The 26,456-nt window shown below is 71.0% G+C and carries 24 protein-coding genes and 1 pseudogene; 13 read left to right on the forward strand and 12 right to left on the reverse strand.

Translation table 11 applies throughout. The features are described 5' to 3' along the window. Positions 1 to 106: 106 nt before the first annotated feature. Positions 107 to 646 (reverse strand): MarR family winged helix-turn-helix transcriptional regulator, encoded by a 540-nt coding sequence (locus OG599_RS26690; protein WP_327178500.1) that lies wholly within the window; start codon positions 644 to 646, stop codon positions 107 to 109. 46 nt (positions 647 to 692) lie between these two features. Between OG599_RS26690 and OG599_RS26695 the strand changes: the two genes are divergently transcribed. Beyond that, positions 693 to 1,634 carry a DMT family transporter gene (locus tag OG599_RS26695; RefSeq protein ID WP_327178501.1) on the forward strand — a complete coding sequence of 314 codons (942 nt, stop codon included), beginning with the start codon at positions 693 to 695 and terminating at the stop codon, positions 1,632 to 1,634. Between the two features lie 54 nt (positions 1,635 to 1,688). Here the strand turns inward: OG599_RS26695 and OG599_RS26700 are convergent, their stop codons facing one another. Continuing rightward, positions 1,689 to 2,468: a hypothetical protein gene (locus OG599_RS26700; protein WP_327178502.1), complete on the reverse strand. Its 780-nt coding sequence runs from the start codon at positions 2,466 to 2,468 to the stop codon at positions 1,689 to 1,691. A 318-nt stretch (positions 2,469 to 2,786) separates the two neighbouring features. Between OG599_RS26700 and OG599_RS26705 the strand changes: the two genes are divergently transcribed. The 12 genes from OG599_RS26705 (at position 2,787) to mmuM (ending at position 15,714) form a co-directional block, all read left to right on the forward strand. After that, complete coding sequence (locus OG599_RS26705) at positions 2,787 to 5,555, forward strand: cellulose binding domain-containing protein (protein WP_442809558.1); 2,769 nt, start codon at positions 2,787 to 2,789, stop codon at positions 5,553 to 5,555. A 162-nt stretch (positions 5,556 to 5,717) separates the two neighbouring features. Further along, positions 5,718 to 6,764 (forward strand): iron-siderophore ABC transporter substrate-binding protein, encoded by a 1,047-nt coding sequence (locus OG599_RS26710; RefSeq protein WP_327178503.1) that lies wholly within the window; start codon positions 5,718 to 5,720, stop codon positions 6,762 to 6,764. Between the two features lie 24 nt (positions 6,765 to 6,788). Continuing rightward, positions 6,789 to 7,826, forward strand: a complete 1,038-nt coding sequence (locus OG599_RS26715; RefSeq protein WP_327178504.1) for a FecCD family ABC transporter permease — start codon at positions 6,789 to 6,791, stop codon at positions 7,824 to 7,826. After that, positions 7,823 to 8,893, forward strand: a complete 1,071-nt coding sequence (locus OG599_RS26720; protein ID WP_327178505.1) for a FecCD family ABC transporter permease — start codon at positions 7,823 to 7,825, stop codon at positions 8,891 to 8,893. Before OG599_RS26715 ends, OG599_RS26720 begins: the two co-directional genes overlap by 4 nt. A 58-nt stretch (positions 8,894 to 8,951) precedes the next feature. Next, a complete protein-coding gene (locus OG599_RS26725; RefSeq protein ID WP_327178506.1) occupies positions 8,952 to 9,563 on the forward strand; it encodes a hypothetical protein in 612 nt (203 codons plus the stop codon). A 146-nt stretch (positions 9,564 to 9,709) separates the two neighbouring features. Next, positions 9,710 to 10,705, forward strand: coding sequence for an MBL fold metallo-hydrolase (locus OG599_RS26730; RefSeq protein ID WP_327178507.1), 996 nt, complete (start codon positions 9,710 to 9,712; stop codon positions 10,703 to 10,705). A gap of 363 nt (positions 10,706 to 11,068) precedes the next feature. Beyond that, the gene (locus OG599_RS26735) at positions 11,069 to 11,464 is read left to right on the forward strand and encodes a cell division protein SepF (RefSeq protein ID WP_327178508.1); all 396 of its coding nucleotides are present in this window, start codon (positions 11,069 to 11,071) and stop codon (positions 11,462 to 11,464) included. Between the two features lie 55 nt (positions 11,465 to 11,519). Continuing rightward, positions 11,520 to 12,713: an ATP-binding protein gene (locus OG599_RS26740; protein ID WP_327178509.1), complete on the forward strand. Its 1,194-nt coding sequence runs from the start codon at positions 11,520 to 11,522 to the stop codon at positions 12,711 to 12,713. Continuing rightward, positions 12,710 to 13,069, forward strand: coding sequence for a nucleotide pyrophosphohydrolase (locus tag OG599_RS26745; protein WP_327178510.1), 360 nt, complete (start codon positions 12,710 to 12,712; stop codon positions 13,067 to 13,069). The genes OG599_RS26740 and OG599_RS26745 overlap by 4 nt, the downstream gene beginning before the upstream one ends. Positions 13,070 to 13,192: 123 nt before the next feature. Then, positions 13,193 to 13,684, forward strand: a complete 492-nt coding sequence (locus OG599_RS26750; RefSeq protein ID WP_327178511.1) for a DUF6099 family protein — start codon at positions 13,193 to 13,195, stop codon at positions 13,682 to 13,684. A 128-nt stretch (positions 13,685 to 13,812) separates the two neighbouring features. Beyond that, positions 13,813 to 14,739 carry an LLM class F420-dependent oxidoreductase gene (locus OG599_RS26755; protein ID WP_327178512.1) on the forward strand — a complete coding sequence of 309 codons (927 nt, stop codon included), beginning with the start codon at positions 13,813 to 13,815 and terminating at the stop codon, positions 14,737 to 14,739. Between the two features lie 30 nt (positions 14,740 to 14,769). Further along, complete coding sequence (gene mmuM, locus OG599_RS26760; RefSeq protein ID WP_327178513.1) at positions 14,770 to 15,714, forward strand: homocysteine S-methyltransferase; 945 nt, start codon at positions 14,770 to 14,772, stop codon at positions 15,712 to 15,714. On the opposite strand, the gene OG599_RS26765 is transcribed toward mmuM, so the two are convergent. From OG599_RS26765 to OG599_RS26810, 10 genes and pseudogenes are all read right to left on the reverse strand, one after another. Then, entirely contained in the window at positions 15,703 to 16,443 is a 741-nt protein-coding gene (locus tag OG599_RS26765; RefSeq protein WP_327178514.1) for a peptidase E, read from the reverse strand. The genes mmuM and OG599_RS26765 overlap by 12 nt on opposite strands. A 164-nt stretch (positions 16,444 to 16,607) precedes the next feature. Beyond that, positions 16,608 to 17,591 carry a helix-turn-helix transcriptional regulator gene (locus tag OG599_RS26770; RefSeq protein WP_327178515.1) on the reverse strand — a complete coding sequence of 328 codons (984 nt, stop codon included), beginning with the start codon at positions 17,589 to 17,591 and terminating at the stop codon, positions 16,608 to 16,610. Positions 17,592 to 17,772: 181 nt separating this feature from the next. Next, positions 17,773 to 18,030: a phosphopantetheine-binding protein gene (locus tag OG599_RS26775; protein ID WP_327178516.1), complete on the reverse strand. Its 258-nt coding sequence runs from the start codon at positions 18,028 to 18,030 to the stop codon at positions 17,773 to 17,775. Between the two features lie 85 nt (positions 18,031 to 18,115). After that, positions 18,116 to 19,024, reverse strand: coding sequence for an FAD-dependent oxidoreductase (locus OG599_RS26780; protein WP_327178517.1), 909 nt, complete (start codon positions 19,022 to 19,024; stop codon positions 18,116 to 18,118). Next, positions 19,021 to 20,799 (reverse strand): amino acid adenylation domain-containing protein, encoded by a 1,779-nt coding sequence (locus tag OG599_RS26785; RefSeq protein WP_327178518.1) that lies wholly within the window; start codon positions 20,797 to 20,799, stop codon positions 19,021 to 19,023. The genes OG599_RS26780 and OG599_RS26785 overlap by 4 nt, the downstream gene beginning before the upstream one ends. A gap of 31 nt (positions 20,800 to 20,830) precedes the next feature. Then, the gene (locus OG599_RS26790; RefSeq protein ID WP_327178519.1) at positions 20,831 to 21,694 is read right to left on the reverse strand and encodes a class I SAM-dependent methyltransferase; all 864 of its coding nucleotides are present in this window, start codon (positions 21,692 to 21,694) and stop codon (positions 20,831 to 20,833) included. Beyond that, positions 21,687 to 22,700, reverse strand: a complete 1,014-nt coding sequence (locus OG599_RS26795) for a S66 family peptidase (protein WP_327178520.1) — start codon at positions 22,698 to 22,700, stop codon at positions 21,687 to 21,689. The genes OG599_RS26790 and OG599_RS26795 overlap by 8 nt, the downstream gene beginning before the upstream one ends. Before the next feature lie 128 nt (positions 22,701 to 22,828). Next, positions 22,829 to 23,848 (reverse strand): amino acid--tRNA ligase-related protein, encoded by a 1,020-nt coding sequence (locus OG599_RS26800; protein WP_327178522.1) that lies wholly within the window; start codon positions 23,846 to 23,848, stop codon positions 22,829 to 22,831. A 440-nt stretch (positions 23,849 to 24,288) separates the two neighbouring features. After that, on the reverse strand, positions 24,289 to 24,603 hold the full coding sequence (locus OG599_RS26805) for a hypothetical protein (RefSeq protein WP_327178523.1): 315 nt from the start codon (positions 24,601 to 24,603) through the stop codon (positions 24,289 to 24,291). Between the two features lie 516 nt (positions 24,604 to 25,119). Then, positions 25,120 to 26,448, reverse strand: a pseudogene (locus tag OG599_RS26810) (MFS transporter); the annotation flags it as partial. Positions 26,449 to 26,456 lie beyond the last annotated feature (8 nt).

Below are 26,456 nucleotides of genomic sequence, written 5' to 3' on the forward strand. Positions count from 1 at the left end.
CCGGGTCCGAGCCCCGCCCGCCGGGTCCCAGCTCCGCCCGCAGGGTCTCGGCTCCGCCCGCAGGGTCTCGGCTCCGCCCGCGGGGCTTCGGCTCCGCCCGCCGGGCTCACTTCCGGCCGTCGCCGCGCGGGTCCTCCAGTTCGGCGAGCCAGGTGGTGAGGAGGCCCTCCAGCGCGTCGGCCCGCGCCGGGGGCAGCGCGGCGAGGAGGCGCCGCTCGTTGTGCATGTGGTCGGTGAACGCCCGGTCGATGAGTTCGCGCCCCGGCACGGTCAGGGCGACGACCCGCCCGCGGCCGTCCCCGTCCCCCCGGCGCCGGGTCACCAGCCCCGACCGCTCCAGCCGGTCGATGCGCTTGGTCATCGCCCCGGTGGTCACCATGGTGTGCGCCGCCAGCTCCCCGGGGGCCCGCTCGTACGGGGCTCCGGCCCGGCGCAGCGCCGCGAGGACGTCGAACTCGCCCTCGCTGAGGCCGTACCGCTGGTAGACCACGCACAACTCCCGGGTGAGCAGGGCGGCGAGGCGGTGCAGGCGCCCGATGACGGCCTGCGGGCCGACGTCGAGGTCGGGGCGCTCGCGGCGCCAGGCGGCCTGGATGCGGGCCACGTGATCGGGCGGCGGGTCCTGGTGCGCGTGGGGCTGCTGCATGATTCCACCCTAGTGAGTAGCTTCCTAGGAAGCTAATATGTCTTCCATGGAAGCCAATGTGCGAGGCCTGGCCATCGCCGCCGTGGCGCCGGTGGCCTGGGGCACCACCTACTACGTCACCCGCCACTACCTCCCCGCCGGAAACCCGCTCTGGGGAGCCACCCTGCGCGCCCTGCCCGCCGGATGCCTGCTGCTGCTCCTCGCCCGGACCCGGCCCACCGGCGCCTGGTGGTGGCGGTCCGCCGTGCTGGGCCTGCTGAACACCAGCGCCTTCTTCGTGCTCGTCTACATCGCCGCCCAGCGCCTGGCCACCAGCACCGCGTCGATGGTGATGGCGCTCTCCCCGCTGGTCATGACGGTGACCGCCTGGGCCCTGCTCGCCCAGCGCCCCCGCGCCGCCCACCTGGCCGGCGGCGTGAGCGGACTCGCCGGGGTGGCCCTGATGATGTGGGGCCGTACCGGAGGCGGCGGGACCGGCGGCCTGATCGCCTCCGTCGCCGCCATGCTGGTCTCCTCCCTGGGGTACGTACTCTCCCAGCGCTGGAGCTCCGGCGCCGGGGTCCTCGCCACCACCGCCTGGCAGCTCTGCTTCGGCGGGGTACTCCTGCTGGTGGCGGCGGTCGTACGCGAGGGAGCACCGCCACCGCTGGGCCGCCGGGCGCTGGTGGGCTTCGGCTACGTCACCCTCGTCGCCACCGCCCTCGCCTTCCTCGCCTGGTTCGCGGCCCTGCGCCTGCTGCCCGCCGCCACGGTCGGCCTCGTCGGCCTCCTCAACCCGGTCACCGGCGTCCTGCTCGGCACGGTCCTGGCGGCGGAGGGCCTCACCGTCCGGCAGCTCGGAGGGATGGCGCTGATCCTCGCGGGGGTGCTGCTCGGGCGGCCGCGCAAGGCGGCGGCGAGACCCGAAGGGGCGGGCGGGTGTGCGGCGGCCGGGTCCCCCGCACCCGGCCGCCGCACACCCGCCCGCCCCGAGGGCTCCCGGCCCTGAACCGTGGCCGCCGACCGCGCCGCCTGCTGCCTCTTCCCCTCGAGGCCGCATCCCTCAGTCGCTGAGCAGGTCCAGCCCGCGCACGTCGTCCGCCGCAACCACGTCGGAAGGAGCGGGCGGTTCCGCCTCGACGGGGAGGTTCTGGTCGTCGATATCGACCAGGACGGGCACGTCCCCGATCTCGAACTCGATGTGACGAGGCGTCGGCGTCCCCGTTTCGGGCACCCGGACGACCACCTCGCCGTCCTTTCCGGGGTACGTGAGCGAGACCAGGCGCACCCCGGCCTCCGTTCCGGCGGAGCCCCGCTCGGCGGTGGGCACCGAGTCGGGCACTTCCTGGTACGGCCGGTCCATCCCGCACAGGGACAGGGCGAGGACGTTCCTCAGCTCACGGGCCGACCATGCCACGTACTTGCCGCGCGTCTTCTCGACCGCCGCTTCCGTGGAGGCCACCGCCTCGGGTTTCACCAGCTTGGCGAGTTCCACGAAACTGCTCAGGCCCCCCTCGTCGTAGGCTTCCCAGGCCTGGTTCCCGACCATGACGAACCGGGTGGTGTTCCCCAGCGTTTCGTAGCTTCCGGCGCAGTTGCCCCGCCGGTCGACGTGCACGTCGATTCGAGTGCCGACGTCGTCCCTGACCTCCCCCTTCAGCCCGTAGGACCGATACCCCCTGAACAGCTTCAGTGCCTCGGTCATGCGTTCCGCGTCGCTCGCGGAGGGTGCCGGCGAGGGCTTGCCCTCCGACCTCCCGGTGCCGCTCCCGCCGCACGCGGCCAGCGCCCCCGTCGCCACCACGCCGCACACCATCACGGACAGCGTTCTCCGCGTCACCATTTTCTGTGCCCTCCCCGATGTGCACCTCGCCGGAAGTCCGGCGAGCTGATCATCATCTCATCAGCCCCGTCGGTGGTCCGCCCGGTTGCGGGCGCGCTCGGCGCCGGGCGCCGCGACCGCGTCGGCCTGTGTGCCCGTCCGCCACGGCCGGGCCTGACACTCCGCGCACCCGACCTGATTCATCCGATGACCTCTCGTCCCACATCTTCTCCGCGATGCCCAGCGCCGCTACCATCGGGCTGCGCTTGGGAGCGCTCCCACCCCTCACATCGGCCCACTGCCACCCGTGTGGCGGTCCAGCTCGGAGAGGATTTTTCCGTGCGCTTGAGAGCCAGACCCCTTGCCGCCCTCCTGGCGGTGTTCGCCCTGTCAGCAGGCCTGTCGGGCATCGCCATCCCCTCGGTGGCGCAGCCCCGGACGTCGGGCGCCGCCGCCACCACGGCGGAAGCATCCGATCTGTCGTCGGCCACCGCCCTGGCGGCGGACCCGTACACCTGGAAGAACGTCCGCATCGACGGCGGTGGTTTCGTCCCCGGCATCGTCTTCAACCGGAGCGAGAAGAACCTCGCCTACGCCCGTACCGACATCGGCGGCGCCTACCGCTGGGACCAGTCGGGCAAGCAGTGGAAACCCCTGCTCGACTCGGTGGACTGGGACCACTGGGGCTACACCGGCGTGGTGAGCCTCGCCTCCGACCCGGTCCAGCCGAACAATGTGTACGTCGCCGCCGGTACGTACACCAACAGCTGGGACCCCAACAACGGCGCGGTGCTGCGCTCCACCGACCGGGGCGCCACCTGGACCCCGTCGGTGCTCCCCTTCAAGCTCGGCGGCAACATGCCCGGGCGCGGGATGGGCGAGCGGCTCGCCGTCGACCCGCACAAGAACTCGGTGCTCTACCTCGGCGCCCCGAGCGGCAACGGCCTCTGGCGGTCCACCGATTCGGGTGCCACCTGGGCGAAGGTCACCTCGTTCACCAACCCCGGGAACTACTCCCAGGACCCGACCGACACCAGCGGCTACGGCAACGACAACCAGGGCGTCACCTGGGTGACGTTCGACGGGCGCGGTGGCACCTCCGGTACGGCGACGAAGAACATCTACGTCGGCGTGGCGGACAAGGACAACACCGTCTACCGCTCCACCGACGCCGGTGCCACCTGGTCGCGGATCGCCGGACAGCCCACCGGCTACCTGGCGCACAAGGGCGTCCTGGACGAGGGCACCGGCTACCTCTACCTCTCGCTGAGCGACACCGGCGGCCCGTACGACGGCGGCAAGGGGAAGATCGCCCGCTACGACACGGCCACCGGCACCTGGCTGGACGTCAGTCCCGTCGCCGAGGCCGACACCTACTACGGCTTCAGCGGTCTCACCGTGGACCGGCAGAAGCCCGGCACGCTGATGGCGACCGCCTACAGCTCCTGGTGGCCGGACACCCAGATCTTCCGGTCCACCGACAGCGGCGCGACCTGGACCACCGCCTGGGAGTACACGAGTTACCCCAACCGCTCCACCCGCTACACCCAGGACGTCTCCTCGGTGCCCTGGCTCACCTGGGGCGCCAACCCCTCGCCGCCCGAGACCAGCCCGAAGCTCGGCTGGATGACCGAGTCCCTGGAGATCGACCCGTTCGACTCCAACCGGATGATGTACGGCACCGGGGCGACGCTCTACGGCACCGAGAACCTCAAGAACTGGGACACCGGCAGCCAGTTCAAGATCACGCCCATGGTGAAGGGGATCGAGGAGACGGCCGTCAACGACCTGGCCTCCCCGCCCTCCGGCGCCCCGCTGCTCAGCGCGCTGCTCGACGTCGGCGGCTTCCGGCACACGAATCTCGACGCCGTACCCGCGATGATGTACACCTCGCCCAACTTCACCTCCTCCACGAGCCTCGACTTCGCGGAGGCGTCCCCCAACACCGTGGTGCGCGTGGGTGACGCGGACGCCGCGCCGCACGTCGCGTTCTCGACGGACAACGGCGCCAACTGGTTCGGCGGCTCCGACCCCTCGGGCGTCACCGGCGGCGGCACGGTCGCGGCGGCGGCCGACGGCAGTTCGTTCGTGTGGAGCCCGGCGGGCACCGGAGTATACCGCACCACCGGCTTCGGCTCGTCGTGGACGGCCTCCACCGGCATCCCGGCCGGCGCCACCGTGGAGTCGGACCGCAAAAACCCGAAGAAGTTCTACGGCTTCAAGTCCGGTGTCTTCTACGTCTCCACCGACTCCGGCGCCACCTTCACCGCGAAGCCGTCCACCGGCCTCCCCGCCGAGGGCAACGTCCGGTTCAAGGCCGTCCCCGGCACCGAGGGCGACGTCTGGCTCGCGGGCGGCGCCGCCACCGGCACGTACGGCCTGTGGCACTCCACCGACTCCGGCGCCACCTTCACCAAGCTGTCCAACGTGACGCAGGCGGACTCCATCGGGTTCGGCAAGGCGGCGCAGGGCGCCTCGTACCAGACCCTGTTCACCAGTGCGAAGATCGGCGGGGTGCGCGGCATCTTCCGGTCCACCGACGCGGGCGCGAGCTGGACCCGGATCAACGACGACGCGCACCAGTGGGGCTGGACCGGCGGCGCGATCACCGGCGACCCGCGGATCTTCGGCCGGGTGTACGTCTCCACCAACGGCCGCGGCATCCTCTACGGCGACTCCGCGGCCGGTGACACCGGCACCACCGACCCGGGCACCGACCCCGGTACGGACCCGGGCACCGACCCCGGGACCGACCCGGGCACCGACCCCGGAACCCCCGCCGGTGCGGCCTGCAAGGTGACGTACAAGATCACCAACCAGTGGTCCGGCGGCTTCCAGGGCGACGTCACCGTCACCAACACCGGCGCCACGGCGATCGACGGCTGGAAACTCGCCTGGAGCTTCTCCAACGGGCAGCAGATCTCCCAGGCGTGGAACGCGACGGTCCAGCAGTCCGGCACCTCGGTGACGGCCACCGACGTCGGCTGGAACGGCAAGCTCGCGGCCGGATCCTCGGCGTCCTTCGGCTTCACCGGCAGCTGGACCGGGAGCAACGGCACGCCGAGCGCCTTCACGCTGGGAGGCAAGAGCTGCACCCTCGGCAGCTGAGGTGAGCGTCGCTTCCGCGCGTCCTTCCGCGCGGAAGCGACGCTTCCCTTTACATCACGCGGTGAGGTGGCTGGACGGGCACCCCCCATTGAGGATGAGTTATTTATTAGGTTAGCTTTACCTAAGTATTTACTTACTCATCCACGATCATGGGAACAGAACATGTTCGGCTCCATTCGCGCGCGCCGTCACGCGCTCGCCGCCTCCGCCACCGTCGCCGCACTCACGCTCGCCCTGGGCGCCTGCTCGTCCGACGGCGACGACAAGGAGCCGGCGAAGTCCGCGGCGAAGAGCGGCGCGGCGTTCCCCGTCTCGATCAAGAGCTCGCTCGGCACCGCGACCATCGACGAGAAGCCCCGACGCGTCGTCACCCTCGGCCAGGGCTCGGCCGAGACCGCCATCGCGCTCGGCACCACTCCGGTGGGCATCGAGAGTTACGCATGGGGCAGCGACTCCTCCGGCTACCTGCCGTGGATCGACGAAGCGGTGAAGAAGAACGGCGACAAGCTCCCCACCCAGTTCACCGGTGGTGAGGAGATCGACTTCGAGGCCATCACCGAACTGGAGCCGGACGTCATCCTCGCCCCCTGGTCGGGCATCACGCAGAAGCAGTACGACGTCCTCAAGGACATCGCCCCCACCGTCGCCTACCCGGACCAGGCCTGGAGCACGGACTGGGACCAGCAGATCGACATCATCGGCGAGGCGCTCGGGCAGACCGAGGACGCCGACGGCCTCAAGGCGACCATCGAGAAGGAACTCGCGGACGCCGCCGCGAGCCGCCCCCAGTACAAGGACGTGACGTTCTCGTACATCTACACCTCGGGCCCCGGCACCCTCGGCATCTTCAAGCCCACCGAGCAGCGCGTGACCATGGTCTCCAAGCTCGGCCTGACCGTCGACCCGGTCGTCGACACCTTCAAGGAGACCGAGGGCACCGACTCCGCCCTCATCGGCCTGGAGAACGCCGGGAAGCTGAAGGACAGCGACCTGCTCTTCACCTTCTACACCGACGACAAGACCCGCAAGGAGATCGAGGCGCAGAAGCTGTACGCCGCGATGCCCGCCGTCGCGAAGGGCGCGGTCGTCGCCTCGAACGACAACTCCTTCGTCACGGCCTCCTCGATCATCAACCCGCTGACCGTGCCGTGGGTGATCGACCGCTACCTGCCGCTCATCGACAAGGCCGTCGCCGCCGCCGGCAAGTAACCGCGCGGGAGCGTCCACCCTTCCATGGCAACCACCACGGTCGCGCCGCCGAGCGGTGCCGGTACCTCGCGTACCGGCACCGCCCGTTCGGCGTTCCTCCTGCTCCTGGCGCTCGTCGCCCTCGGCATCGCGCTCTCGGCGAGCGTCATGTTCGGCAGCCGGGCCACCTCCCCCGGGGAGGTCGTCGACGTGCTCACCGGCGGCGCCGCCCCCGACGTCGCCGCCGTCGTCGAGAGCCGCTACCCCCGCACGCTCCTCGGCGTGCTGGCCGGAGCCGGTCTCGCCGTCGCGGGCACCCTCATGCAGGGCGTCTCCCGCAACCCCCTGGCCGAACCCGGCCTGCTCGGCATCAACGCGGGCGCCTCCGCCGGAATCGTCACCGCCACCGCCTGGTTCGGTGCCTCCGGCACCACCGCCACCATGTGGTGGGCGCTGCCCGGAGCCCTGCTCGCCGGAGTGCTCGTCCACGTCATCGGTACGGCGGGCGCCGGTCCGGGCGTGGTACGCCTGGTCCTGGCAGGCGCGGTCCTCTCGGCCGTCCTGATGGCGTACATCCAGGCCGTGACCCTCAGCAAACCGAAGGTCTTCGACAGCTACCGGTACTGGGTGGTCGGAGCGCTGGGCGGCCGGGACCTCGACGTCCTGTGGTCCGTGCTGCCGTTCGCCGCGGTGGGCCTGGTGATCGCGCTCCTGCTCGGCCCCGGCCTCAACGCCCTCGCGCTCGGCGACGCCACCGCGATCTCGCTCGGCTCGCGCCCCGCGCGCACCCGCGCCGCCGGACTCGTCGCCGCCACCCTGCTGAGCGCGGCGGCCACCGCGGCGGTCGGCCCGATCGCCTTCGTCGGTCTCGCGGTGCCCCACGTGGTCCGTGCGCTCGTCGGCGTCGACTTCCGGGCGCAGATCGTGTTCTCCGCCCTTCTCGGCCCCACGCTGCTGCTCCTGGCGGACGTGGTGGGACGGGTCGTCATGCGGCCCACCGAGCTGATGGTCGGCGTGGTGACCGCCTTCATCGGCGCACCCGCGCTGCTCGTCGCCGTACGCAGGATGAAGGGGACGGCATGACCACCACCACGCGGCCCGCGCGGCCGGCCCCCGGGCGTGCGCGGGGATACCTGCGCATCGGCACGACGGTGGCGATACCCGTCCGCAGGGCGTCCGTCCTGGTGGCCCTCGCGCTGCTGGTCCTGCTGCTCGCCGCCGCCGTCGCGACCCTCACCCTCGGGCGGCTCGGCGTCGACCCGGCCGACCTGCCGACCGCGCTCACCGGCGGAGCGCGGGGCAAGGACCGCTTCGTGCTGGAACGCCTGCGCGGCCCCCGTCTGGTCACCGCCCTCGGTACCGGCGCCGCGCTGGGCCTTTCCGGCGCCCTCTTCCAGTCCGTCACCCGCAACCCGCTCGGCAGCCCCGACGTCATCGGGCTCTCCTCCGGGGCGGGTGCGGGCGCGGCCGTCGTCGCCCTGTTCTTCCCCGGCCAGGTCCCCGTGCCGGTCGGTGCCCTCGTCGGAGCCGTCGTCGCCATGGGGATCGTGTACGTCTCCACCGGCACCGGCTTCCGCAACCCGGCCCGGCTGGTGGTCGCGGGCATCGGAGTCGCGGCGATCGGCGGCGCGATCACCCAGTACGTCGTCTACGCCGTCGAGCGGGACAAGGCCTCCGCGCTCACGTCCTACGTCAATGGCAGCCTGACGGCCCGGTCCTGGACGGACGCGGCCACCATCGGGGTGGTGCTCGCACTGGTCGTCCCGGTCACCGCGCTGCTCGCCCGACGGCTGGTCGTCGGCGAGATGGGCGACGACATCGCCGAAGGGCTCGGCTCCGGACCGAAGAAGACCAAGAGCGTCGCGATCGTCCTCGCCATCGTCCTCTCGGCGGGCGCGGTCGCGGTGGCCGGTCCCATCGCCTTCGTCGCACTGACCGCGCCGCAGATCGCCAGACGCCTCACCCGCCTCTCCGGCCCGCACCTGCTGCTCTCGTCGCTGACGGGCGCCCTGCTGCTGGTGGTGGCCGACCTCTGCACCCAGCAGGTGCCGCTCCTCGACGACCTGCCGGTGGGCATCTGCACCATGGCGATCGGGGGCCTCTACCTCGGCTGGCTGCTGGTGCGGGAGTGGCGCAAGGGGGTGCTCTGAGCAGAGCGGGAGGGGTGCGACTGGTTCTCGTACAGGTTCGTGGACCATACTGCCCGCCGTGGAGCAGAGCATAGATGCGAAGACGAAGTCCGAGTTCGCCGCGGGAACCGACCCGGCGTACATTCCCGGCCTGACGGCCCCCGTTCCGGTACGGACCGGGGACGAGGAGGAGGCCGGCACGTCGGCGGAGGCGGCAGCCGACGACGCCGGGATCCAGGACGCCGTTCCGGCCGAGCCTTCCGCGACCACCGCCGAGGGGGTGGACGAGGAACCGGAGGACGCCACCGGCGAGTCCGCCGCGTCCGGCGACGGTGACGCGCCCGCCGGTGCGTCGGCCGACGCCGACGCCGACGCGTCCGGTGCCGACGCCGACGAGTCCGGTGCGCCGGTCTTCGAGATCAGCGACCGGCGCGGGTCCATCCGTGTGGGCAAGGAGGGAATCCGGTTCACGCTCGACGACCAGCAGGCCGACTTCGACTGGTCCGAGGTCTCCGCGGTCGAGGTGAAGACGGCCGGCATGGCCCGCCGGTTCACCCTCACCGTCCACGTCTCCTCGCGCCGCTGGTTCAACGCCGAGGTGGTCGCGGAGAGCCGGAAGCGGCTCAAGGAGTGGCCGGAGGAGCTCGACGTGGTCCTGGACGCCTACTTCGAGGAGTCGGAGGAGTCCTGACACGGAACGGCGACCGGGAACGCCTGATTCCACCACCAGGAGGGCCGGGAGGGCGCGAAGGCCACCCGGCCCTCCGTCATGCGAAGGTGCTGTTCTCCCCGGTGGGGCGGACGGCACGCCCCGGGGCGCGCGGCATAATCGCGACCATGCCGAACATAGCTGGGGACATCGTCGATCTGGGCCGGGGACTCCATGTCTGGCAGCCGCCGGAAAGGGGCTGGGGGCTGGCCAACTGCGGTCTGCTCGCCTCGCCCACGGGGGCGTTGTGGATCGACACCCCCTACGACCGGGCGCTGGCCGGGCAGTTCCTCGCGGCGAGCGAGGAACGGCTGCCGGAGGGCGTGTCGATCGACCGGGTGATCGTCACCCACGCCAACGGCGACCACTTCTGGGGCGCCGGGGTCGTACCGGACGCCGAGATCATCGTCACGCGCGGGGCCCGCGAGCACATGCACTTCGAGCCCACCCCCCAGCAGCAGCACTCCCTGATCGCCTCCGGCGACCCGGAGACACCTCTCGGGGCCTATCTGGCCCGGCACTTCGGGCCCTTCGACTGGTCCGGGACCGAACCCGTCGTGCCCACCACGTACTTCACCGGCGAGCTCGAACTGACCCTGGACGGCCACCCGGTACGGATCACGGCGCTGCCGCCCGCCCACACCACGGGCGACCTGATCGTCCATCTGCCGGACCACGACACGGTGTTCACCGGAGACGTGATCTTCGGCTCCACGCCCGAGCGGCCGGGCGACCACCCCTGCCACTGGGCCGGTCCGCTCGCCCACGTGATCGAGGCGTGCGAACGCGTCCTGGCCACCGGCGCCAAGACGATCGTGCCGGGCCACGGACCACTCCTCGGCCCGGCCGGAGTCCGTGACCACATCGACTACCTCGCCCACGTACGGACGCGCGCCCACACCTGCCACGCGGCCGGAATCCCCGCGCCGGAGGCGGCCCGCCGGATCGTCGCCGAGGGACGCCACCCCGACCTGGGCCTGCCCGAGCGGCTGGCCGTGACGGTCGGCACCGAGTACCGGCATCTGAACGGCTCCGAGCAGACGGGCGTGTTCGAGGTGATGTCCGAAGTCGCCTCGCTGGCGCAGGATATCGAGCAGGGGCTGGTCGGCCCGGTCCGCACCTGATCCGTGACCCGCGCACGCTGTCGACCGGCCGCCCCGGTCAGGGGCGGGAACATCCGTCCCGGCCCCGGCCGGTCCGCCCCGCCGTACGCCCGCCCGGCCCGTCCGTCCGCCCGCGCGCAGGGCGACTGGATCGGCCCCGGCCTCTCCGGCTACGTTGATGCCGCGGCCAGCACCGACCCGGTACGCGGCGGGGCCGATCCGGTACACGGCGGGGCCGATCCGGTACACGGCGGGGCCGGTCCGGAGGATCGGATTCCCGGCCGTGTCGCTGGTGGGCCGAACGGGTGAGGAACGAGAGGATTGGCCGATGAACAGCGAGCGCAGCCGGCGCACCGGCGACCGGCACACGGACGAGGTGACCCTGTGAGCAGGTACGACAGGTACGACGCCACTGACGCACAGTGGGAGGGCCTGGCGCAGGTGGTACCGCTGCGGGGCCGCAACGAGTGGCCCTCCCGGGTCGACCACGACGCGATGGGGCAGCACAGGGCCGAGGAGCAGCGCCGGCTGGTGGTGCTGCGGGTCCAGGTCTTCTCCGACGCCCGCGAGGTGGCCGAGTACCTCGTCGCCCAGGTCCCGGTCCTGCTGGACCTGACGGCGGCCGAGACGGACGTGGCGAAGCGCATCCTCGACTTCAGCAGCGGGGTCGTCTTCGGACTCGGCAGCGGCATGCACCGGGTGGACCGGAACGTCTTCCTCCTCGCGCCGATCGGCATGGAGGTGGAGGGGGTGACCCCGGCGGGCATCCCTCAATCGTAGGAAGCTCGTCCGGGTAAAACGGTTCGCCCGCCGGAGCCGTGCGTACGGTCCGGGCATGACCACCACAGCCCCTCCTCCGAGCACCACCCGCGTCTGCCCGCCCCGCGCCGCTCCCGACACCCGGGCCCGGCCCGTCCGCCCCGTCGTCACCGAGCTGCGGCTGGCCGCCTTCGCGTCGCACTGGCGCCGAACCCTGCCGCTGGGGCCGCTGACCCTGCTCACCGGCCCCAGCGGCAGCGGTGCCTCGTCCGCGCTGCGGGCCTACGAGGCGCTGGCCCGGCTCGGCGCGGGCGACGCGCTGGAGGACGTGTTCCCCGATCCCGTCTCCTGCGTGCCCGAGCGCGCGGCGGCCGACACCGAGGGCCGGCGCGGGTTCCGCATCGGCTGCACCGTGGACGGTCCGGCGGGGCCGGTCAGGCTCGACGTGGCGGTCCAGGCCGAACCCTCGCTGCGCATCGTGGGCGAGCGGCTCACGGCGGACGGGCAGACCCTGCTCAGCACCGCGCTGCGCGACCCGCGCCGCCCGACCGTGCAGGCCGCCTGGCACACGGCGGGCCAGGTGCCGGTGACCCGGGCCCCCCTCCCGGACGGCCGTCTCGCCACGGCGCTGCTGCCGCTGCGGGTGGCCGGCATCACCGAGGGCCAGTTACGCGTCCTCGCCGCCGCCGAGCAGGTGGTGGTGGGCCTGCACTCCGCCTTCCCCTGCGATCCGCTGCCCCGGGGAATGCGCGCGCCGGCCCGCGCCGGGGAGGGGCGGCTCCGCCCCGGCTGCGACAACCTCGCCGCGGTGCTCGCCCGGACGCGTACGCAGTGCGCGCAGCGGCACGCCCGGCTGGTGGCCACGGCGGCGGCGGGGTGCGCGGGGCCGGTGACCGGGCTGACCACCCGGGACCTGGCGGACGGCACGGTGGAGGCCCTGGTGGGGCGCGGCGCCGGGCGCACCACCCCGGTCGGGCGCCTCGGCGACGGCGAGCTGCGCTATCTCGCCCTCGCACTGGTGCTGCTGACGGGCCCTCATGTGCTGGAGGTGAACACCCCGGACGAGATCCCCTGGGCCATGCGCGCCCTCACCGTGCTGACGGACGGGTTCGACCGGGGGCTCGACGGGCGCCAGTCGGGGGAGCTGATCCGGCTCGCCGCCGGGATCTGCGCCGACGGGCACCTGCGGATGATCGGCACGGTGGGGGAGTCGGGTGCGGCACTGGCCGGCCGGACCGAGGGCGCGACAGTGGTAGACCTGTCCGGGTGAACGAACTCGATGTGGCCCAGCTCCAGCGGCGGCTCGCCGCCTTCGCCGAGTCCAGGCAGTGGGGCCAGTACCACACCCCCAAGAACCTGGCATCGGCCCTCAGCGTCGAAGCCTCCGAACTGCTGGAGATCTTCCAGTGGCTGACCCCGGAGCAGGCCGCGGCCGTGATGAGCGACCCGGGGACGGCGCACCGGGTGGAGGACGAGGTGGCCGACGTCCTCGCCTATCTGCTCCAGTTCTGCGAGGTGCTCGGAGTGGATGCGCTGGCGGCGCTGTCGGCGAAGATCGACCGGAACGAGACCCGTTTTCCGGTGCCCGGGGGGTCCGAAGCCCCTGAGCATCACTCTTCGGAGTGATCGACTTATCCACAATCGCCTTCGTATCCACAGATTTCCGAATTCCTCTGTCCTTTCGGTACCGCCTCACTCACTGTGGGTAATGGACTGAGTGACCGGGTTTTCACAGTGACGGGGGATCGGATGGAAGCGGAACGACTGGTCGAGATCGGACGGCGCGCGCTGGCGGAGAGCCGGGGCGCGGCGGACATCATGACCGAGGCATGGCAGGCCCAGGCGCTGGCGCGGGCCATCGGCGACCGGCTGGCCGTCGCCGGGCCGGCCGAGTTACGCGGTGACGCGCGTGGGCTCGGTGAGATCGGTGGGAGGGAGTGGTCCGCGCCGGACGCGCCGGTGTATCTGACCGGGCAGGCGCGCGCGGCCCGCCTCACGGAGGTGACCGACGTGTCGCGCACCCTCGACGGGCTGGCGCTGCTGCTCGGTGAGGCGGGCATGGCGCTCGTCGGGGTCGCCTGCGACACCGGCGAGGACACCCTCTACTGGCAGTGCATCGAGGCGATAGACGCTGCCGACGAGTCGATGGACCGGGTGCGGGGCATGCTCGGCCGCCTCGCCGAACAGGCACGGGAGCGGGCGAGGGAGCGGGACGGTCCGTACGGCGCGATCCGGGGGTAGCGCTTCCGGAGGGCTCGGGTCGCGTCCGGTTCCGCGTCGTGACGGTGACCGGTCCGGACAGGCCTGTGCGACGGAGGTGGACGGGAGCCGCGCGAGGGGAGCCCGGCGGGAAGAGGCAGGATGGAACCATGGATCTGCGCATTTTCACCGAGCCCCAGCAAGGGGCGAGCTACGACACCCTGCTGACCGTCGCCAAGGCCACCGAGGACCTCGGGTTCGATGCCTTCTACCGCTCCGACCACTACCTCCGCATGGGGGGCGGTGACGGTCTGCCGGGCCCGACCGACGCCTGGATCACGCTGGCCGGCCTGGCCCGCGAGACCAAGCGCATCCGCCTCGGCACGCTCATGACGGCGGGCACCTTCCGCCTTCCCGGGGTGCTCGCCATCCAGGTCGCCCAGGTCGACCAGATGTCCGGCGGCCGGGTCGAGCTGGGGCTGGGCGCGGGCTGGTTCGAGGAGGAGCACAAGGCGTACGGCATCCCCTTCCCGAAGGAGAAGTTCGGGCGCCTGGAAGAGCAGCTCGCCATCGTCACCGGCCTCTGGGCCACCGAGATCGGCAAGACCTTCAGCTACGACGGCACCTACTACCAGCTCACCGACTCGCCCGCGCTGCCCAAGCCGGCCCAGCCCAAGGTGCCGGTGCTGATCGGCGGGCACGGCGCGGTCCGTACCCCGCGGCTGGCCGCACGGTACGCGGACGAGTTCAACATCCCGTTCGCCTCGCTGGAGGACACGGAGAAGCAGTTCGGCCGGGTGCGGGAGGCCGCGAAGGCGGCCGGGCGCGGACCCGACGACCTGGTGTACTCCAACGCACTCGTGGTCTGCGTCGGCAAGGACGACGCGGAGGTGGCCCGCCGGGCCGCCGCCATCGGCCGGGACGTGGAGGAGCTGAAGGCCAACGGCCTCGCCGGTTCGCCGGCCGAGGTGGTCGACAGGATCGGGCAGTTCGCGGCGGTCGGGTCCTCGCGGATCTACCTCCAGATCCTCGACCTCGACGACCTGGACCACCTGGAGCTGATCTCCTCGCAGGTCCAGTCGCAGCTGAGCCGATGAGCCGGTAGGTAGAGCGGAGAAGGAGTACCTGTGCGTCCCGCCCGCAGATCTCTCGCCGAAGCCCTCGCCGAGGGCCCGGTGGTGCTCGACGGAGGACTCTCCAACCAGTTGGAGGCCCAGGGGTGCGAGCTGTCGGACGCGCTGTGGTCGGCGAGACTGCTGGCGGACGCGCCCGAGCAGATCGAAGCCGCGCACACCGCGTACGCACGGGCGGGCGCACAGGTACTCACCACCGCCAGCTACCAGGCGACGTTCGAGGGGTTCGCCCGCCGGGGGATCGGACACCGCCGGACGCAGGAGCTCCTCGAACGGAGCGTGGAGCTGGCCCGCCGCGCGGGCGACCGCGCCGACCGCTCCGGAGTCTCGGGGCGCGAGACCTGGGTCGCCGCCTCGGTCGGGCCGTACGGGGCGATGCTCGCGGACGGCAGCGAGTACCGGGGCGGTTACGGCCTCTCCGTCGCTGAGCTGGAGCGGTTCCACCGGCCCCGGGTGGAGGCGCTGGCCGCGGCCGGGCCCGACGTGCTGGCGCTGGAGACCGTGCCGGACACGGACGAGGCACGGGCCCTGCTCCGGGCCGTCGGCGGCACGGGCGTCCCGGTCTGGCTCTCGTTTACCGTCGCGGGCGGGCTGACCCGGGCCGGGCAGCCGCTGCGGGCGGCCTTCGCGGAGGCCGCGGGGAACGACCAGGTGATCGCGGTCGGGGTCAACTGCTGCGACCCGGCGGACGCGGAGGCCGCCGTCCGGTGCGCGGCGGAGGCGACCGGCAAGCCGGTGGTCGTCTACCCCAACAGCGGGGAACGGTGGGACGCGCGGGGGCGCCGGTGGACGGGGGCGAGCACCTACGGCGGCCCGGAGCGGGTGCGCGCCTGGAGGCGGGACGGCGCACGGCTGATCGGAGGATGCTGCCGGGTCGGCCCGTCACGGATCGCGGAGATCGGCCGCGCGCTGTCCGCGGATTCCGGCTCAGGCGGATGACACAGGTCGCGCTGCGGCGAGGAGCGCACGGCACGGCAGTGCCTGTTCCCTCGATCCGCCGTCTCCGTCCGGTTCCACCCGGTGGAGGAGGGCCCCGGGGGTGCGAGTCACCGCATCGGTCAGTCGGCCCTCGGTGAAGAGCGCCCCGACGCCGTCTTCGACCGCCCAGCCGGCGGGAAGCGCGCCGGTGGCCACGGCCGCCCGGTACGACGGTCGCCGACCTGGCTCGTTGCCGTAGTGGGGGCAGACCGAGCCCGGTAGCAGGCCCAACCCGTCGGAAAGGTGGGTCAGTTGCCCGAAGGAGTCGGTGTGGGAACCCTCGGCCCAGCAGTTGGCGCCGGCGCTGATGCCGCACAACAGGGTCCCGCGGTCGAAGGCTTCGCGCAGCAATCGGTCCACACCGTGCGCGCGCCACACGGCCAGAAGGTTGGCGGTGTTGCCGCCGCCGACGTAGATGACGTCCTGGGAGAGCAGGAACGTGCGCAGCGCGTCGTCGTCGAGTTCCCGCTGGAACAGCTTCAGGACCGCCGGCTCGCACGGACGGGACCGGTACGCGGTGAGGAACTGCTCCGCGTAGGCGGGGGCGTCACCGCTGGCTGTGGGCACGAAGCAGACTTTCGGGCGAGGCGCGGGCACGTGGCCGAGCATCCACTCGTCGAGCAGACCGTCGTCGTCGGTGGAGAAGCCGCCACCGAGGAGGGCCAGACGATGTTTCGGAACGATGGCCACGGGAGTCTCCTCAGTGCGTGGTCGAACGGGGTGGTGGTCCGGACGCCGCCGAGCCGTCGGCCGTGTCCGTGATCGAGTACCAGCGATGTCGGCCACCGTTCGCCCGGGGTGCCCGGGGCGCGTCCGCAGCGGCGCCCGAGCACCGCCGACGAGGGTGGCGAGGGTCAACTGGAGGCGAGCCAGCCCCGTTGCACGGCCCGCACACCGGCGGCGAAGCGACTGGGCGCGCCGAGGCGTTCCATGAGGTCGGCCGTGATGCGCCGGGCGGTGCGGGCCGATACGCCCAGCCGCTTGGCCACTGCCTCGTCGGTGAACCCGCGCGCCAGGAGCCTCATGACCTCTGCCTCCTGCGGCGCGAGTCCGCTCGCGCTGGGCTCCGGCGAGGAGCCCAGCGGCGCTGCCCCGGCCCACACCGCCTCGAAGAGGGCCGTGCCCGTGGCGACGACACCCTCGCCGTGGGTCACGATCGCCCCCTCCAGGGCGTCCGACATCCGTGTCGGGAGGACCACACGGTTCTGGTCGATCACGATCATCCGAAGGGGGAGGCTGGCCACCGTGCGCACTTCGGCGCCGCGGGCGTGCAGCCACCCCACGTGCTCGAGAGTGGGCGCGTGTCTGCGGACGCTGTCCACGTACACGGTACGTATACGCACACCCCGGGCGAGCAGATCCGCATTGGGCTCCCTGCTGGCGGCCAAATCCGCCTCGGAATGGGCGCCGCCCGGTGCGAAGGTCATGATCTCGTGCGTGGCCTCCGCCGCCAGTTCCGCGAGTCGTTCACGTATGGCGTCCGCGCCGGTCAGCCGCTCGAAATTTGGGTCGTCGGCGGTGGGGAGAAGTCCTGAGTACTCAGCGATCAACTGAGTGGCCGCGACACGGGACTCTTCCAGACTCTTTTGTGCCGTGGCGAGTTCGGACTGCCGCCGCGCGATAACGAGATCCATGGCGGCCTTGGGGCTGAGGGCGCGGACGGTCCCGTCGCCGCCCTGAGTGAGAGCCATCGCGCTCAGGCGGGTCAGCGCCTGTCTGACCTCGTCTTCGTCGAGACCGAGGAGCGCGGCCAAGCCTGAAATCGACTCGCCGGGGTGGGCCAGCATCGCTCGATAAACGCTTTCGGAGAGGGCGTCGATACCCAGGGTATTCAGCACGTCAGCCTTTCGTTTCTTCAGGGTGGGTGTCCCGCGTGATGGGACACCCACCCGTCCCCGGTGTTCGATCTTGGGGGGACGGAAACAAGTACGGTCGAAGCCTTGCCGCATGTCAATGGAGTATGAACTCACTTTACGTTCTGTTCATAAAGGCTCTCGCGACCAGGGCTTTCTCCACGTCCTATGCCGGAACAAGCAACGTCAGATGGTCACGAAACTGACGGAGGGTAGGATTCTCCGTGAGTGCGGTGAGAGGGATGCGCTGCCCGAAGTCGCGGCTCAACTGGAGTATGAGCTGGCTGGCCGCGATGGACGTACCGCCGAGTTCGAAGAAGGTGTAGTCCTCCAGTTCTTCGTCCTGCTGCAGGACCGACAGCCAGCGGTCCGTGACGGTCTTTCGGACATCGGTGCCGGCGCGGGAGGGGGAGTGGTCACTCATGATTCGTCCACAGGTGAGGAGGGGTGTGAGGCGGGGAGCCGACCGCCCTGGAAGCAGCGGGACGGAAGATCGCCCCGTTGTGGTGTCAGCCGAAGGCGAGGTCTTCCGAGATTTTCCGAGCCGCGTTGAGGCCGCTGGATGCCGCACCGGTCCAGGCGAAGTACGGCGAGGACGGGTTGGTCTTGCCCGTGTTGTACACACGGGGGTGCGAGGTTTGCCCGGAGAGTGTGGTGCGCGGAAAGCCGTGCGGGTTGAGCTCCAGCCCGAGTGCCTCGGGGAGAGCCTGGTTGGGGCGCTGGACGGCGGTGTCGAGCACCACCGCACCCGCGGTGATCTCCGTACCCTTGTCGGTCTGGAGCAGCAGTTCGCCGGAGGGGAGGGTGGATGCCGTACGGACGGTGCCGACGACCAGGGTGCCGCCCTTCTCACGCAGTCGCCCCGCCAGCGCCGATCCGGCCGCCGCCGGGTCGGACACCACGGCGGTGAGGCCGTCGGCGTACTGACGGCAGAGCAGCGCGTGCTGAAGAGTTTCCTCGCCGGTGCCGACGGCGACGAAGGAAGCGCCGTCGTGCTCGAGCGTGTGGCAGTAGGGGCAGTCGAAGACGGTCCTGCCCCACTGACCTTCGGGTATCCAGCCGGGCAGGTCGTCGATGGGTCCGGTGGCCAGCAGCAGGCGCCCCGCGCTGAAGGAACCCGAGCTCCGGGTGTCGACGACGACGCTCTCCGTCCCCGCGCGGGCGGTGAGTACCTCGTCCCAGACGAACCCGACCCCGTAAGCGGCCGCGTCCGACTCCATCTTGCGGTAGACCTCGGCGGGCGCCGTGCCGTGCGCGTACGGCACGTTGTTGACCCGGTCCGCCGGCGAGTTCCTGCGGCCCCTGAGGGACACCACGAGAACCCGGCGCTTGGAGCGGCCGAGCAGGACCGCTGCGGAGAGCCCGGCGGCTCCGGCTCCCACGACGATCACGTCGTACTGCTTGTTCCGGTCGGTCATGTGGCGTTCTCCAGGTCGGTCGTGTGAGGCGATCGGTCGGTGTCCGGGTGCCCGGGTGCGCGAGGCCCCGGGCGGGCTCCGCCCCGTTCCGGCACACCGCGGGTGTCGAAGAAACGGCTGAGCGCTCTGCGGTCGACCTTGCCGGTCGGGCCGATGGGCAGGTAGCCCGCGGTGTGGATCTTGCTCGGCAGCATGTAGTCGGGCAGTTCGTCCGCGAGGAGGCGCGCGATCGTCCGCCCGTCCACCGGCGCGGCCATGCGCAGCGCGAGCGCGAGAACCGGGTCGCGCGGATCGCCGCAGGTGACCGCCGCGGCCTCGTCGACGCCCGGAAGACGGCGGGCGGCTTGCTCCACCTCGCCCAGCTCCACCCGGAAACCACGCACCTTCACCTGTGAGTCGATCCGCCCCAGGAACTCGACCCAGCCGGAGGTGGTCCATCGCGCGCGGTCTCCGGTGCGGTACATCCGGTCCCCTGGGGCGTCCGACCAAGGGTCTGCCAGGAATCGGGACTCCGTCAGGCCGGCGTCGTTGGCGTAGCCGTCGGCGAGGCAGTCACCCGCGATGAAGAGTTCGCCCGCCTCGCCGACGTCGCACGGGGACAGATCCGGTCGAAGCACGTAGTACCGGGAGTTCTGCATCGGATGCCCGTACGGGACGCTGGTCCAGGCGGGGTCGACGTGGTCCACCACGAAGTCGTTCGACCACACGGTCGCCTCCGTCGCGCCCCCCAGGGCGACCAGCTCGGCGCCCGGGAACTCGCGCCGCAAGGCCCCCAGTGTGTCCAGCGGCACCCAGTCGCCGCTGAGGAAGACGCGGCGCAGCCGGCCGCGGTCGCCTCCACGGGCCTCCGAGGCGAACAGGAGGACGAGCGTGAAGGCAGCCGGAGCGGAGTTCCACAGCGTCACTCCGTGCTCCAGCAGAGCGTCGCAGACCGCGTAGGGGTCGGCCAGTTCGCCCGCGGGAAGCAGCAGGAGACCGGCCCCCGCCGACGGCACCCCGAAGACGTCGTAGACGGAGAGGTCGAAGCTGAACGCGGCCATCTGCAGGAGCACGTCGTCCGGGCCGACGCCGTTGCGGCGATTGAACCAGTCGATCAGGTTCACCAGGCTGCGATGCCGCACGGCGACGCCCTTGGGTTCCCCGGTGGACCCTGAGGTGAAGATGACGTAGGCACGGCTGTCCGCCGTGGGCGGCTCCGGGAGAGCGACTGCCTGCGGCAGGTCGGAGGGGCTCCAGGTGTTCCGGCGCGGGCCGTCCGCGGCGCTCCGGGTCAGCCACTCGCCGACGACTGAGGGCGTTCCGCTCCGTCCGGTGAGCACGAGGACGGACTCCAGGCCCGGCACACGGCTGCCGATTCCGTCAGCCAGGTGCCGCAGGCCCTCCGAGACCACCAGGAGCCGGACGTCCAGCGAGAGCAGGATCTTCGCGATGCGTGCCGCCGGCCATCGCGGGTCCAGAGGGACGTAGTGGGCGCCCGCGCGCAGGATGGCGTGGAGGGCGACGACCGTTTCCGGAAGATGGTCCATGAGGACGGCCACCGGAGCGTCGCGCCGCAGACCGGCACCGACCAGCGGTCCGACCAGTCGTTCGCTCTCCTCGGCCAGTTGACCGTGGGTCAATGAGATTCCGCGCGTGGTCCGGATGGCCGGCAGGTCCCGGTGGGCGGCGGCAGCCCGGTCCAGAAGGTCCACCGCGGTTTCGTCGCGCGGACCTGGGCGCGCGGTGCGGTTCCGGTCAGCGACAGCGGCCGGGTGCGGGTGCGGCCGGTCAGCCATGCGTTTCTCCTTCGATCGGCTGCCCAACCGGTCAGTTGCCGGGGCGCGAGGCGAGGACGAACAGGTTGTTGCCGCGTCCCACGGTGTCGGTTCGGCCCAGCAGGCTCCGCTCCATGGCGAGGACGCGGTCGAAGGTGGACCGGTCGCCCAGCAGATCGGCCAGCGCGTGTGTCGAGCCGTGCAGCTGTGTCTCCTGATAGCCCGGGTAGAGCAGCACGGGGAAGCCCGAGACGAGTTCCACGTCGAGCCCGGCGGCCTCGTGCATCTCCCGCAACTGGTCCGGGGTGAACAGGTGCATGTCGGGCATGGTGTCGGTGAAGCGGCCCCGGCCCTCCAGGCTGCGCTCCGCCTCGCCCGTCTGCGCGAGGGTGAGGTTGAACCACGCGGCGTGCCAGCGACTCGGGACGAACGAGACCAGCAGGCCTCCGGGCTTCAGGAGACCGGCGAGCGCCTCGATCGTCCGGGGAGGGGAGTCCACGAAGCCGAGCACGTTGTGGAAGTTGAAGACGAGGTCGAAGCGTTCGTCCGCCAGGGCCTCGCCGACTTCCGCCAGGTCGCCCTCCCGGCAGACGAGCCGGTCGGCGTACCCGTGCGACTCGGCCTTCTTCTTCGCGTGGCCGAACATGGCGGGGGTCAGGTCGTACAGCACCCCGGAGCTGTCCGGACGTGCCGTGGCGAAGCGGTGGGTCCAGCGCCCGGTGCCGCCGCCCGCGTCGAGAAACCTGAAGCCCTCGGGAAGCCGGTTCAGCACGAACTCCGAGAGGGCGGTCCACAGAAGTTCGTCGGAGAGTACCCAGTACGGCTGGGCGTCCACGTCGTCGTAGGCGTCCGCCTTCCCGTCGAAGTACGAGCGGATCTCGTCCAGTGCCGCCGAAGAGGCGGTCGTCTCAGTCATCGGTGCGCAGCTCTTTCGGTAGAGGGGTGAGGGCGGGGTGCCGTGGGGTCCGGGCGCCGGGGAGCAGCGTCAGTTCCGCGTCCGACAGGACGCATCCGGCACCCAGGGGAAGGGTTGCCATCGGGTCGGTGTGCCCGCATTCGAGGTTGCCGAGAACCGGGAAGCCCCGATGGGCCACGGCTCGCATCACGACCTCGTGCATCGCCGCGTCCTGCTCGTCGGAGGACAGGCGCAGCCGGCCCACCGCCAGTCCGGCGAGACCGTCCAGGAGCCCCGCGTGACGCAGATGGGTCAGGTCCCTGTCCGCGTCGGCCGGACCGTACCCGCCGTCGGGTATGTCCAGGACGAGAACATGGCCACGGTATTCGGGCTGCCAGGGGGTACCGACGAGCTGGACGGCACTCGGCAGGCATCCGGCCAGCAGTGGACCGGTACCCGCTCCGGGGCGCAGGACGAGGCGCGCCGGAGCCTCTCTCCTCCGGCGCGGGCGCGCCTCGTCGGCCTGCCAGTCGAGGTACTCCTCGACGAGATGGTCCGCTCGCGGGACCGGTCCGGCAGGGCCTTGACGGTCCGCCATGACAGCGCGGCGGAAGTGGTCCACGGTGTACGGATCGGGGACGGGGAACTCGCCGAACTGGGGGAGCAGAGCCGGTCCGTAGAAACTGGAGAGCCCGGCCGCGTACCACGCGTGGTTGAGGACGGTGATGTCGGAGTAGCCGATCAGGGGCTTGGGACAGGACCGGATCACGTCGAAGTCCAGGAGCGGGAGCACTTGGGCGGCGTGGTCCCCGCCGATCACGCAGATGACGCCCCTGATCGTGGGGTCGGTGAACGCGTCCATCAGATCGGACGCGCGGTCTTCCGCCGTGGCGGAGCGCCAGTCCAGGGTGTCCTTGGCATGCGGCATGACGACGGGCTGGAGTCCGGTGGTGTCTCCCAGGGCCGACACGGCCCGGCCGAAGCGGCCGGGAAACAGGCCGGCGCCGCCCCACGAAGGGCTGACCACGGCAATACGGTCGCCGGGACGGAGTGCGGGCGGCAGCGGGACGGAGACTGTCACGGGTTCCTCTCGCGAGACGGTGGACTGCGACGCGGCGCGGCCGGGACCGGACCGGCGCGCGGGTCCGTCGGGGATCAGGGGGCGATCGCCACGCCGTTGAGGCGCGGCGCGAGCTGCATCTCGCGGATGTCGAACCGGTTGAGCACCCAGAGCAGCCATCGCTCCACGCCGAGGCCGAAGCCGGACGTGCGCATCGGCCGGACGTCCTTCATGTCCACGTACCACTGGTAAGCCGGCTCGGGCACGTTGTGGTGGGAGAGCGCGGCGCGGACCTCGGCGCCGGTGGCGTGGCGCTCACCGGCTCCCACCACCTCACCGATCCCGAAGAGCAGGTCGGCGCTGAGCGACGACCGCCGTCCGGCATCTCCGTACGCCTGGTAGAAGGGCACCGAGAGGTGGTCGAAGTGTGTGACCCAGAGCACCGGGCTCACCTCGGTCATCAGCCGCCGCTCGCCGTGCCGTGTCAGGGTGCGCCATCCGCCGGACTCCTCGACGGCCAGCGGGTCCGGGCCGAGGTGGCGGACCGCCTCGTCGAAGGTCATCCGGGGAAACGCGGACAGACCCGCCATGTGGGCTATGTGGTCGGTGCCGCCGGCGTGGGAACCGACATCGCTCGCACACCGGTCCAGTACGGCTCGGGCAAGGGTCCGTAGGTAGTCGTCCACGACCTCGATGACGTCGTCCAGACCACCCGTGATCTCGGCCTCACTGTGGAAGAACTGGTTGAGATGCGTCTCGTCGGCGTCCTCGCCCCGGAAGCTCGGCATGAGGTACCACGCCCCGCTCGGGTTGAACCGGCATCCGTACTCGAGCATGAACTGCATCGAGTCAGCGAGGTACGTGTGCTGGCCGAAGAGATCGACCTCCACCGGCACGGAATCGCTTCCCAGCCCCATGGGGCTCGACACGCTGCCCGTGGTGATCGGCAGGTGGAGCGCCTTCACCGTGCGGCGGTGCCAGAACTCCGTGGTACACACGGTCAGAAGATCCTGCAGATCGATGAGGGTCCGGTAGAACGGATCGTCCATTATCTTGATGAACCTGTCCGCTGCCGGACGCCATCCGCCGTGCGCGAACTTCTCCGTTACGGGCATGAGGAATCCCTCCCCTTCTGTGCTCGAATTCCTGCGGCGGCCGGGGATTCAGCTGCCCCATGTCACATCGTCGGTGGAGGTCACGAAGTCATCGCCCGCTTCCGCGAGTACACTCCGGACTCTCCCCGTGCTCGCGTCGGGTGTTCCGGAAATCGGTGTCCCCAGGAGTAGGGCGCTGATGCCGGAGAGGGCGAGTGCTGCGACGAAAACGTTGATTCTCTTTACGATCGACATGTTTCAATCCCGTTCGTTTCGAATCCGTCCCGGATGCGGGATGGATTCGTTCTGCCTTCCGGTGTGCCGTGTTCAGGGGCAACTGTGCTCCGTGCCGGCCGTGAAGAACAGATTTATCGCAAGGACTGATCAGGCCTTGACCTAATGCGTCCACCATTCCGGTTCGGTTGTGGACCGGAGCCGGGCCGGAGGAGCGAGGGCGCTGCTCAGTCCGGCTCGTCGAGGAGCCGTTCGTAATAGGCCGCAGGCATGACGGTGCCGCATGAAAGCATCCCGAATCCCCGAAAAGCTTCGTACATGGACAAAGCGCGGCGGCAGACCTTCGAGGCGGCCGTCTCCGCCTCGGCCAGAGAGGACGCCAGGACGAAGAACCCGAGTACGGAGGTGCCGGGAGCGACGGTGTGGGCCACGACGAACTCCACACCGTCCCCGGCCCGGGAGGCTCGCTGTACGAGTGCGGCCGCGTCGGTCGGCAGCGGCTTGTGCGGGTGAGGCAGCAGCCGGGCATGGACGAGGTACATGGATACGAATCCCCGTTTCACGGAGCCGTGCGCGGCTGCGGGAACATCCCTGGAGAACGATCGCGAGGCGCCGATCCCGGCGGGAGAGCGCTTCGCGTGGCCCGGTGAAATCCCGGCCGACCGGCCGTGACGTCCTGTTCGACGTGTCGGGGGATTTCCACGGAGGGATCCGTTCCGGCGGCGAGGCTGCCATGTTCTGGGAGATCGTCACAAATTCTGGACGAATGGATGCCGATCCCTTCGGCGTGTGGGCGCGAAGGGGCTTTGTGGTGCCACTGGAACTTGGCGCGAACCGGATGATGTCCGGCCCTCGGAAGCTCCGCGGGGGCCTGCCGGGGAGGTGCGGGATTGTTCGCCTTTTCTCCCGAACCCGGGAGCTCCCTCGAAGTCTGAAAGTGAGTCCGCCTTCGCCGTCGCCGGCGGAGATCCTTGTTCACTGTTGTCCGGCAACCGCTTGTCTCCGTCTGCGGGTTGCGCTCACTTTACACACGCCCCAGATGGATATCAATTTCCCTTTCAGGGTGCGGAGTTCGTCGCGACAGTCCCGTCGACTTCCTTTCCCGACGTTTCGCCGGGAACGCGGCCCGGTGCCTCCGGGTTTCCTCGCGGCCAGTATCCGGACGACAGATACGCGAGTGCCGTCGCCGCGCAGATCACCCCCAGCACGGTGAGGTAGAGCGTCCCACGGCCTCCGCCGACGAAGGCGCCCGCCGTGAGCGGGCCGGCCATGAATCCGGCGGACTTGGCCACGCTCCAGGCCGCGTTGTAGCGACCGCGAGCCTCCGGCGGCGCCATCCTGTTGACGAGGGTCGGCATCCCGGCCACGAAGCAGGTCGAGGCGGCACCGAAGACGGCGGCTGCGGTGAGGACGAGCGGGAGTCGGGCGCCCCCGGCCCCGGATGAAAGGATCACCAGCCCCCAGGAACCTGTCCACAGGCCGCCGGCCGAGGCCACGAGCAACGAGGGGCGAGCACGTTTGATCAGGTCGTGGAGGAAGATTTGGGAGGCGACGACGGCGGCGGTGTCGACGGCGAAGACCAGGCCCAGCTGACCCGGTCCGACGCCCGACTCTCCGGTGAGATAGGCCGGCAGCCCCGACTCCAGTTGCGCGAAACTCGACGCCAGCAGAACGCCGCCCAGGACGAGTACGCACAGGAAGCGCGCATTGCGGTAGACCACGGCGTAGGAGCTCGCTCCCACCCCGGTGCGCCCGGCCCGGCCGGCTCCGTCGCTCCTCGCCGTGTCACCCCTCGGCACCCGCACACCGAGCAGCAGCAGGGCGACCAGTACACAGCTCGCGGCGTCCGCCAGGTAGAGGATCTGGAAGGTCACCGGACGGGCCACCGACACCACGGCCGCGGCTGCGACCCCTCCGAGCCCCATGGCCACGTTGCCGCTGCTGTAGCTGAGACCGAAGACGGTGGAGGCCATTCCCTCGGGCGCGGACTGGGCCAGCAGGGTGTACCAGGCGGCCAGGCCGCCCACACCCAGACCAGCCACGGCGGCAGTGGTGGCGAAGGTGGCCGCGCTGTCGGCGAAGGCGTATCCGGCGTAGCCCACCCCCTGCACGAGCATGGATAGCACTGCCACCGGCCGTGCGCCCTTGCGGTCCACGAGCCATCCCGCGAGAGGGGCTCCGACCACCGCTCCGCCGGAGAAGACCGCGAGCGCGGTGGTCGCGACGGTGACGTCGAGCCCTCGCACCTCGTGCACGAAGACCACCAGGAACGGCATGATCAGGCCGGTCCCGAGGTTGTTGACGAGGCTGAGGAGGAGCAGTCTCCTGCTTGATCGCGGCAGTTCCCGCACATCTTTGACGAGCGGCATGTTCCTTGGTCTCCCAGTGGTTTCGG

This window comes from Streptomyces sp. NBC_01335 (assembly GCF_035953295.1).
Lineage (GTDB): Bacteria > Actinomycetota > Actinomycetes > Streptomycetales > Streptomycetaceae > Streptomyces.

What these genes read in the sequence shown, in the direction of transcription:
- OG599_RS26730 (WP_327178507.1), top strand. Translation starts at nt 9,710, where the DNA reads ATGCCGAACATAGCTGGGGACATCGTCGATCTGGGCCGGGGACTCCAT.
- OG599_RS26780 (WP_327178517.1), bottom strand. Translation starts at nt 19,024, where the DNA reads ATGACCGACCGGAACAAGCAGTACGACGTGATCGTCGTGGGAGCCGGA.
- OG599_RS26690 (WP_327178500.1), bottom strand. Translation starts at nt 646, where the DNA reads ATGCAGCAGCCCCACGCGCACCAGGACCCGCCGCCCGATCACGTGGCC.
- OG599_RS26800 (WP_327178522.1), bottom strand. Translation starts at nt 23,848, where the DNA reads ATGCCCGTAACGGAGAAGTTCGCGCACGGCGGATGGCGTCCGGCAGCG.
- OG599_RS26720 (WP_327178505.1), top strand. Translation starts at nt 7,823, where the DNA reads ATGACCACCACCACGCGGCCCGCGCGGCCGGCCCCCGGGCGTGCGCGG.
- OG599_RS26695 (WP_327178501.1), top strand. Translation starts at nt 693, where the DNA reads ATGGAAGCCAATGTGCGAGGCCTGGCCATCGCCGCCGTGGCGCCGGTG.
- OG599_RS26740 (WP_327178509.1), top strand. Translation starts at nt 11,520, where the DNA reads ATGACCACCACAGCCCCTCCTCCGAGCACCACCCGCGTCTGCCCGCCC.
- OG599_RS26750 (WP_327178511.1), top strand. Translation starts at nt 13,193, where the DNA reads ATGGAAGCGGAACGACTGGTCGAGATCGGACGGCGCGCGCTGGCGGAG.
- OG599_RS26755 (WP_327178512.1), top strand. Translation starts at nt 13,813, where the DNA reads ATGGATCTGCGCATTTTCACCGAGCCCCAGCAAGGGGCGAGCTACGAC.
- OG599_RS26715 (WP_327178504.1), top strand. Translation starts at nt 6,789, where the DNA reads ATGGCAACCACCACGGTCGCGCCGCCGAGCGGTGCCGGTACCTCGCGT.
- OG599_RS26700 (WP_327178502.1), bottom strand. Translation starts at nt 2,468, where the DNA reads ATGGTGACGCGGAGAACGCTGTCCGTGATGGTGTGCGGCGTGGTGGCG.
- OG599_RS26805 (WP_327178523.1), bottom strand. Translation starts at nt 24,603, where the DNA reads ATGTACCTCGTCCATGCCCGGCTGCTGCCTCACCCGCACAAGCCGCTG.
- OG599_RS26785 (WP_327178518.1), bottom strand. Translation starts at nt 20,799, where the DNA reads ATGGCTGACCGGCCGCACCCGCACCCGGCCGCTGTCGCTGACCGGAAC.
- OG599_RS26775 (WP_327178516.1), bottom strand. Translation starts at nt 18,030, where the DNA reads ATGAGTGACCACTCCCCCTCCCGCGCCGGCACCGATGTCCGAAAGACC.
- OG599_RS26710 (WP_327178503.1), top strand. Translation starts at nt 5,718, where the DNA reads ATGTTCGGCTCCATTCGCGCGCGCCGTCACGCGCTCGCCGCCTCCGCC.
- OG599_RS26790 (WP_327178519.1), bottom strand. Translation starts at nt 21,694, where the DNA reads ATGACTGAGACGACCGCCTCTTCGGCGGCACTGGACGAGATCCGCTCG.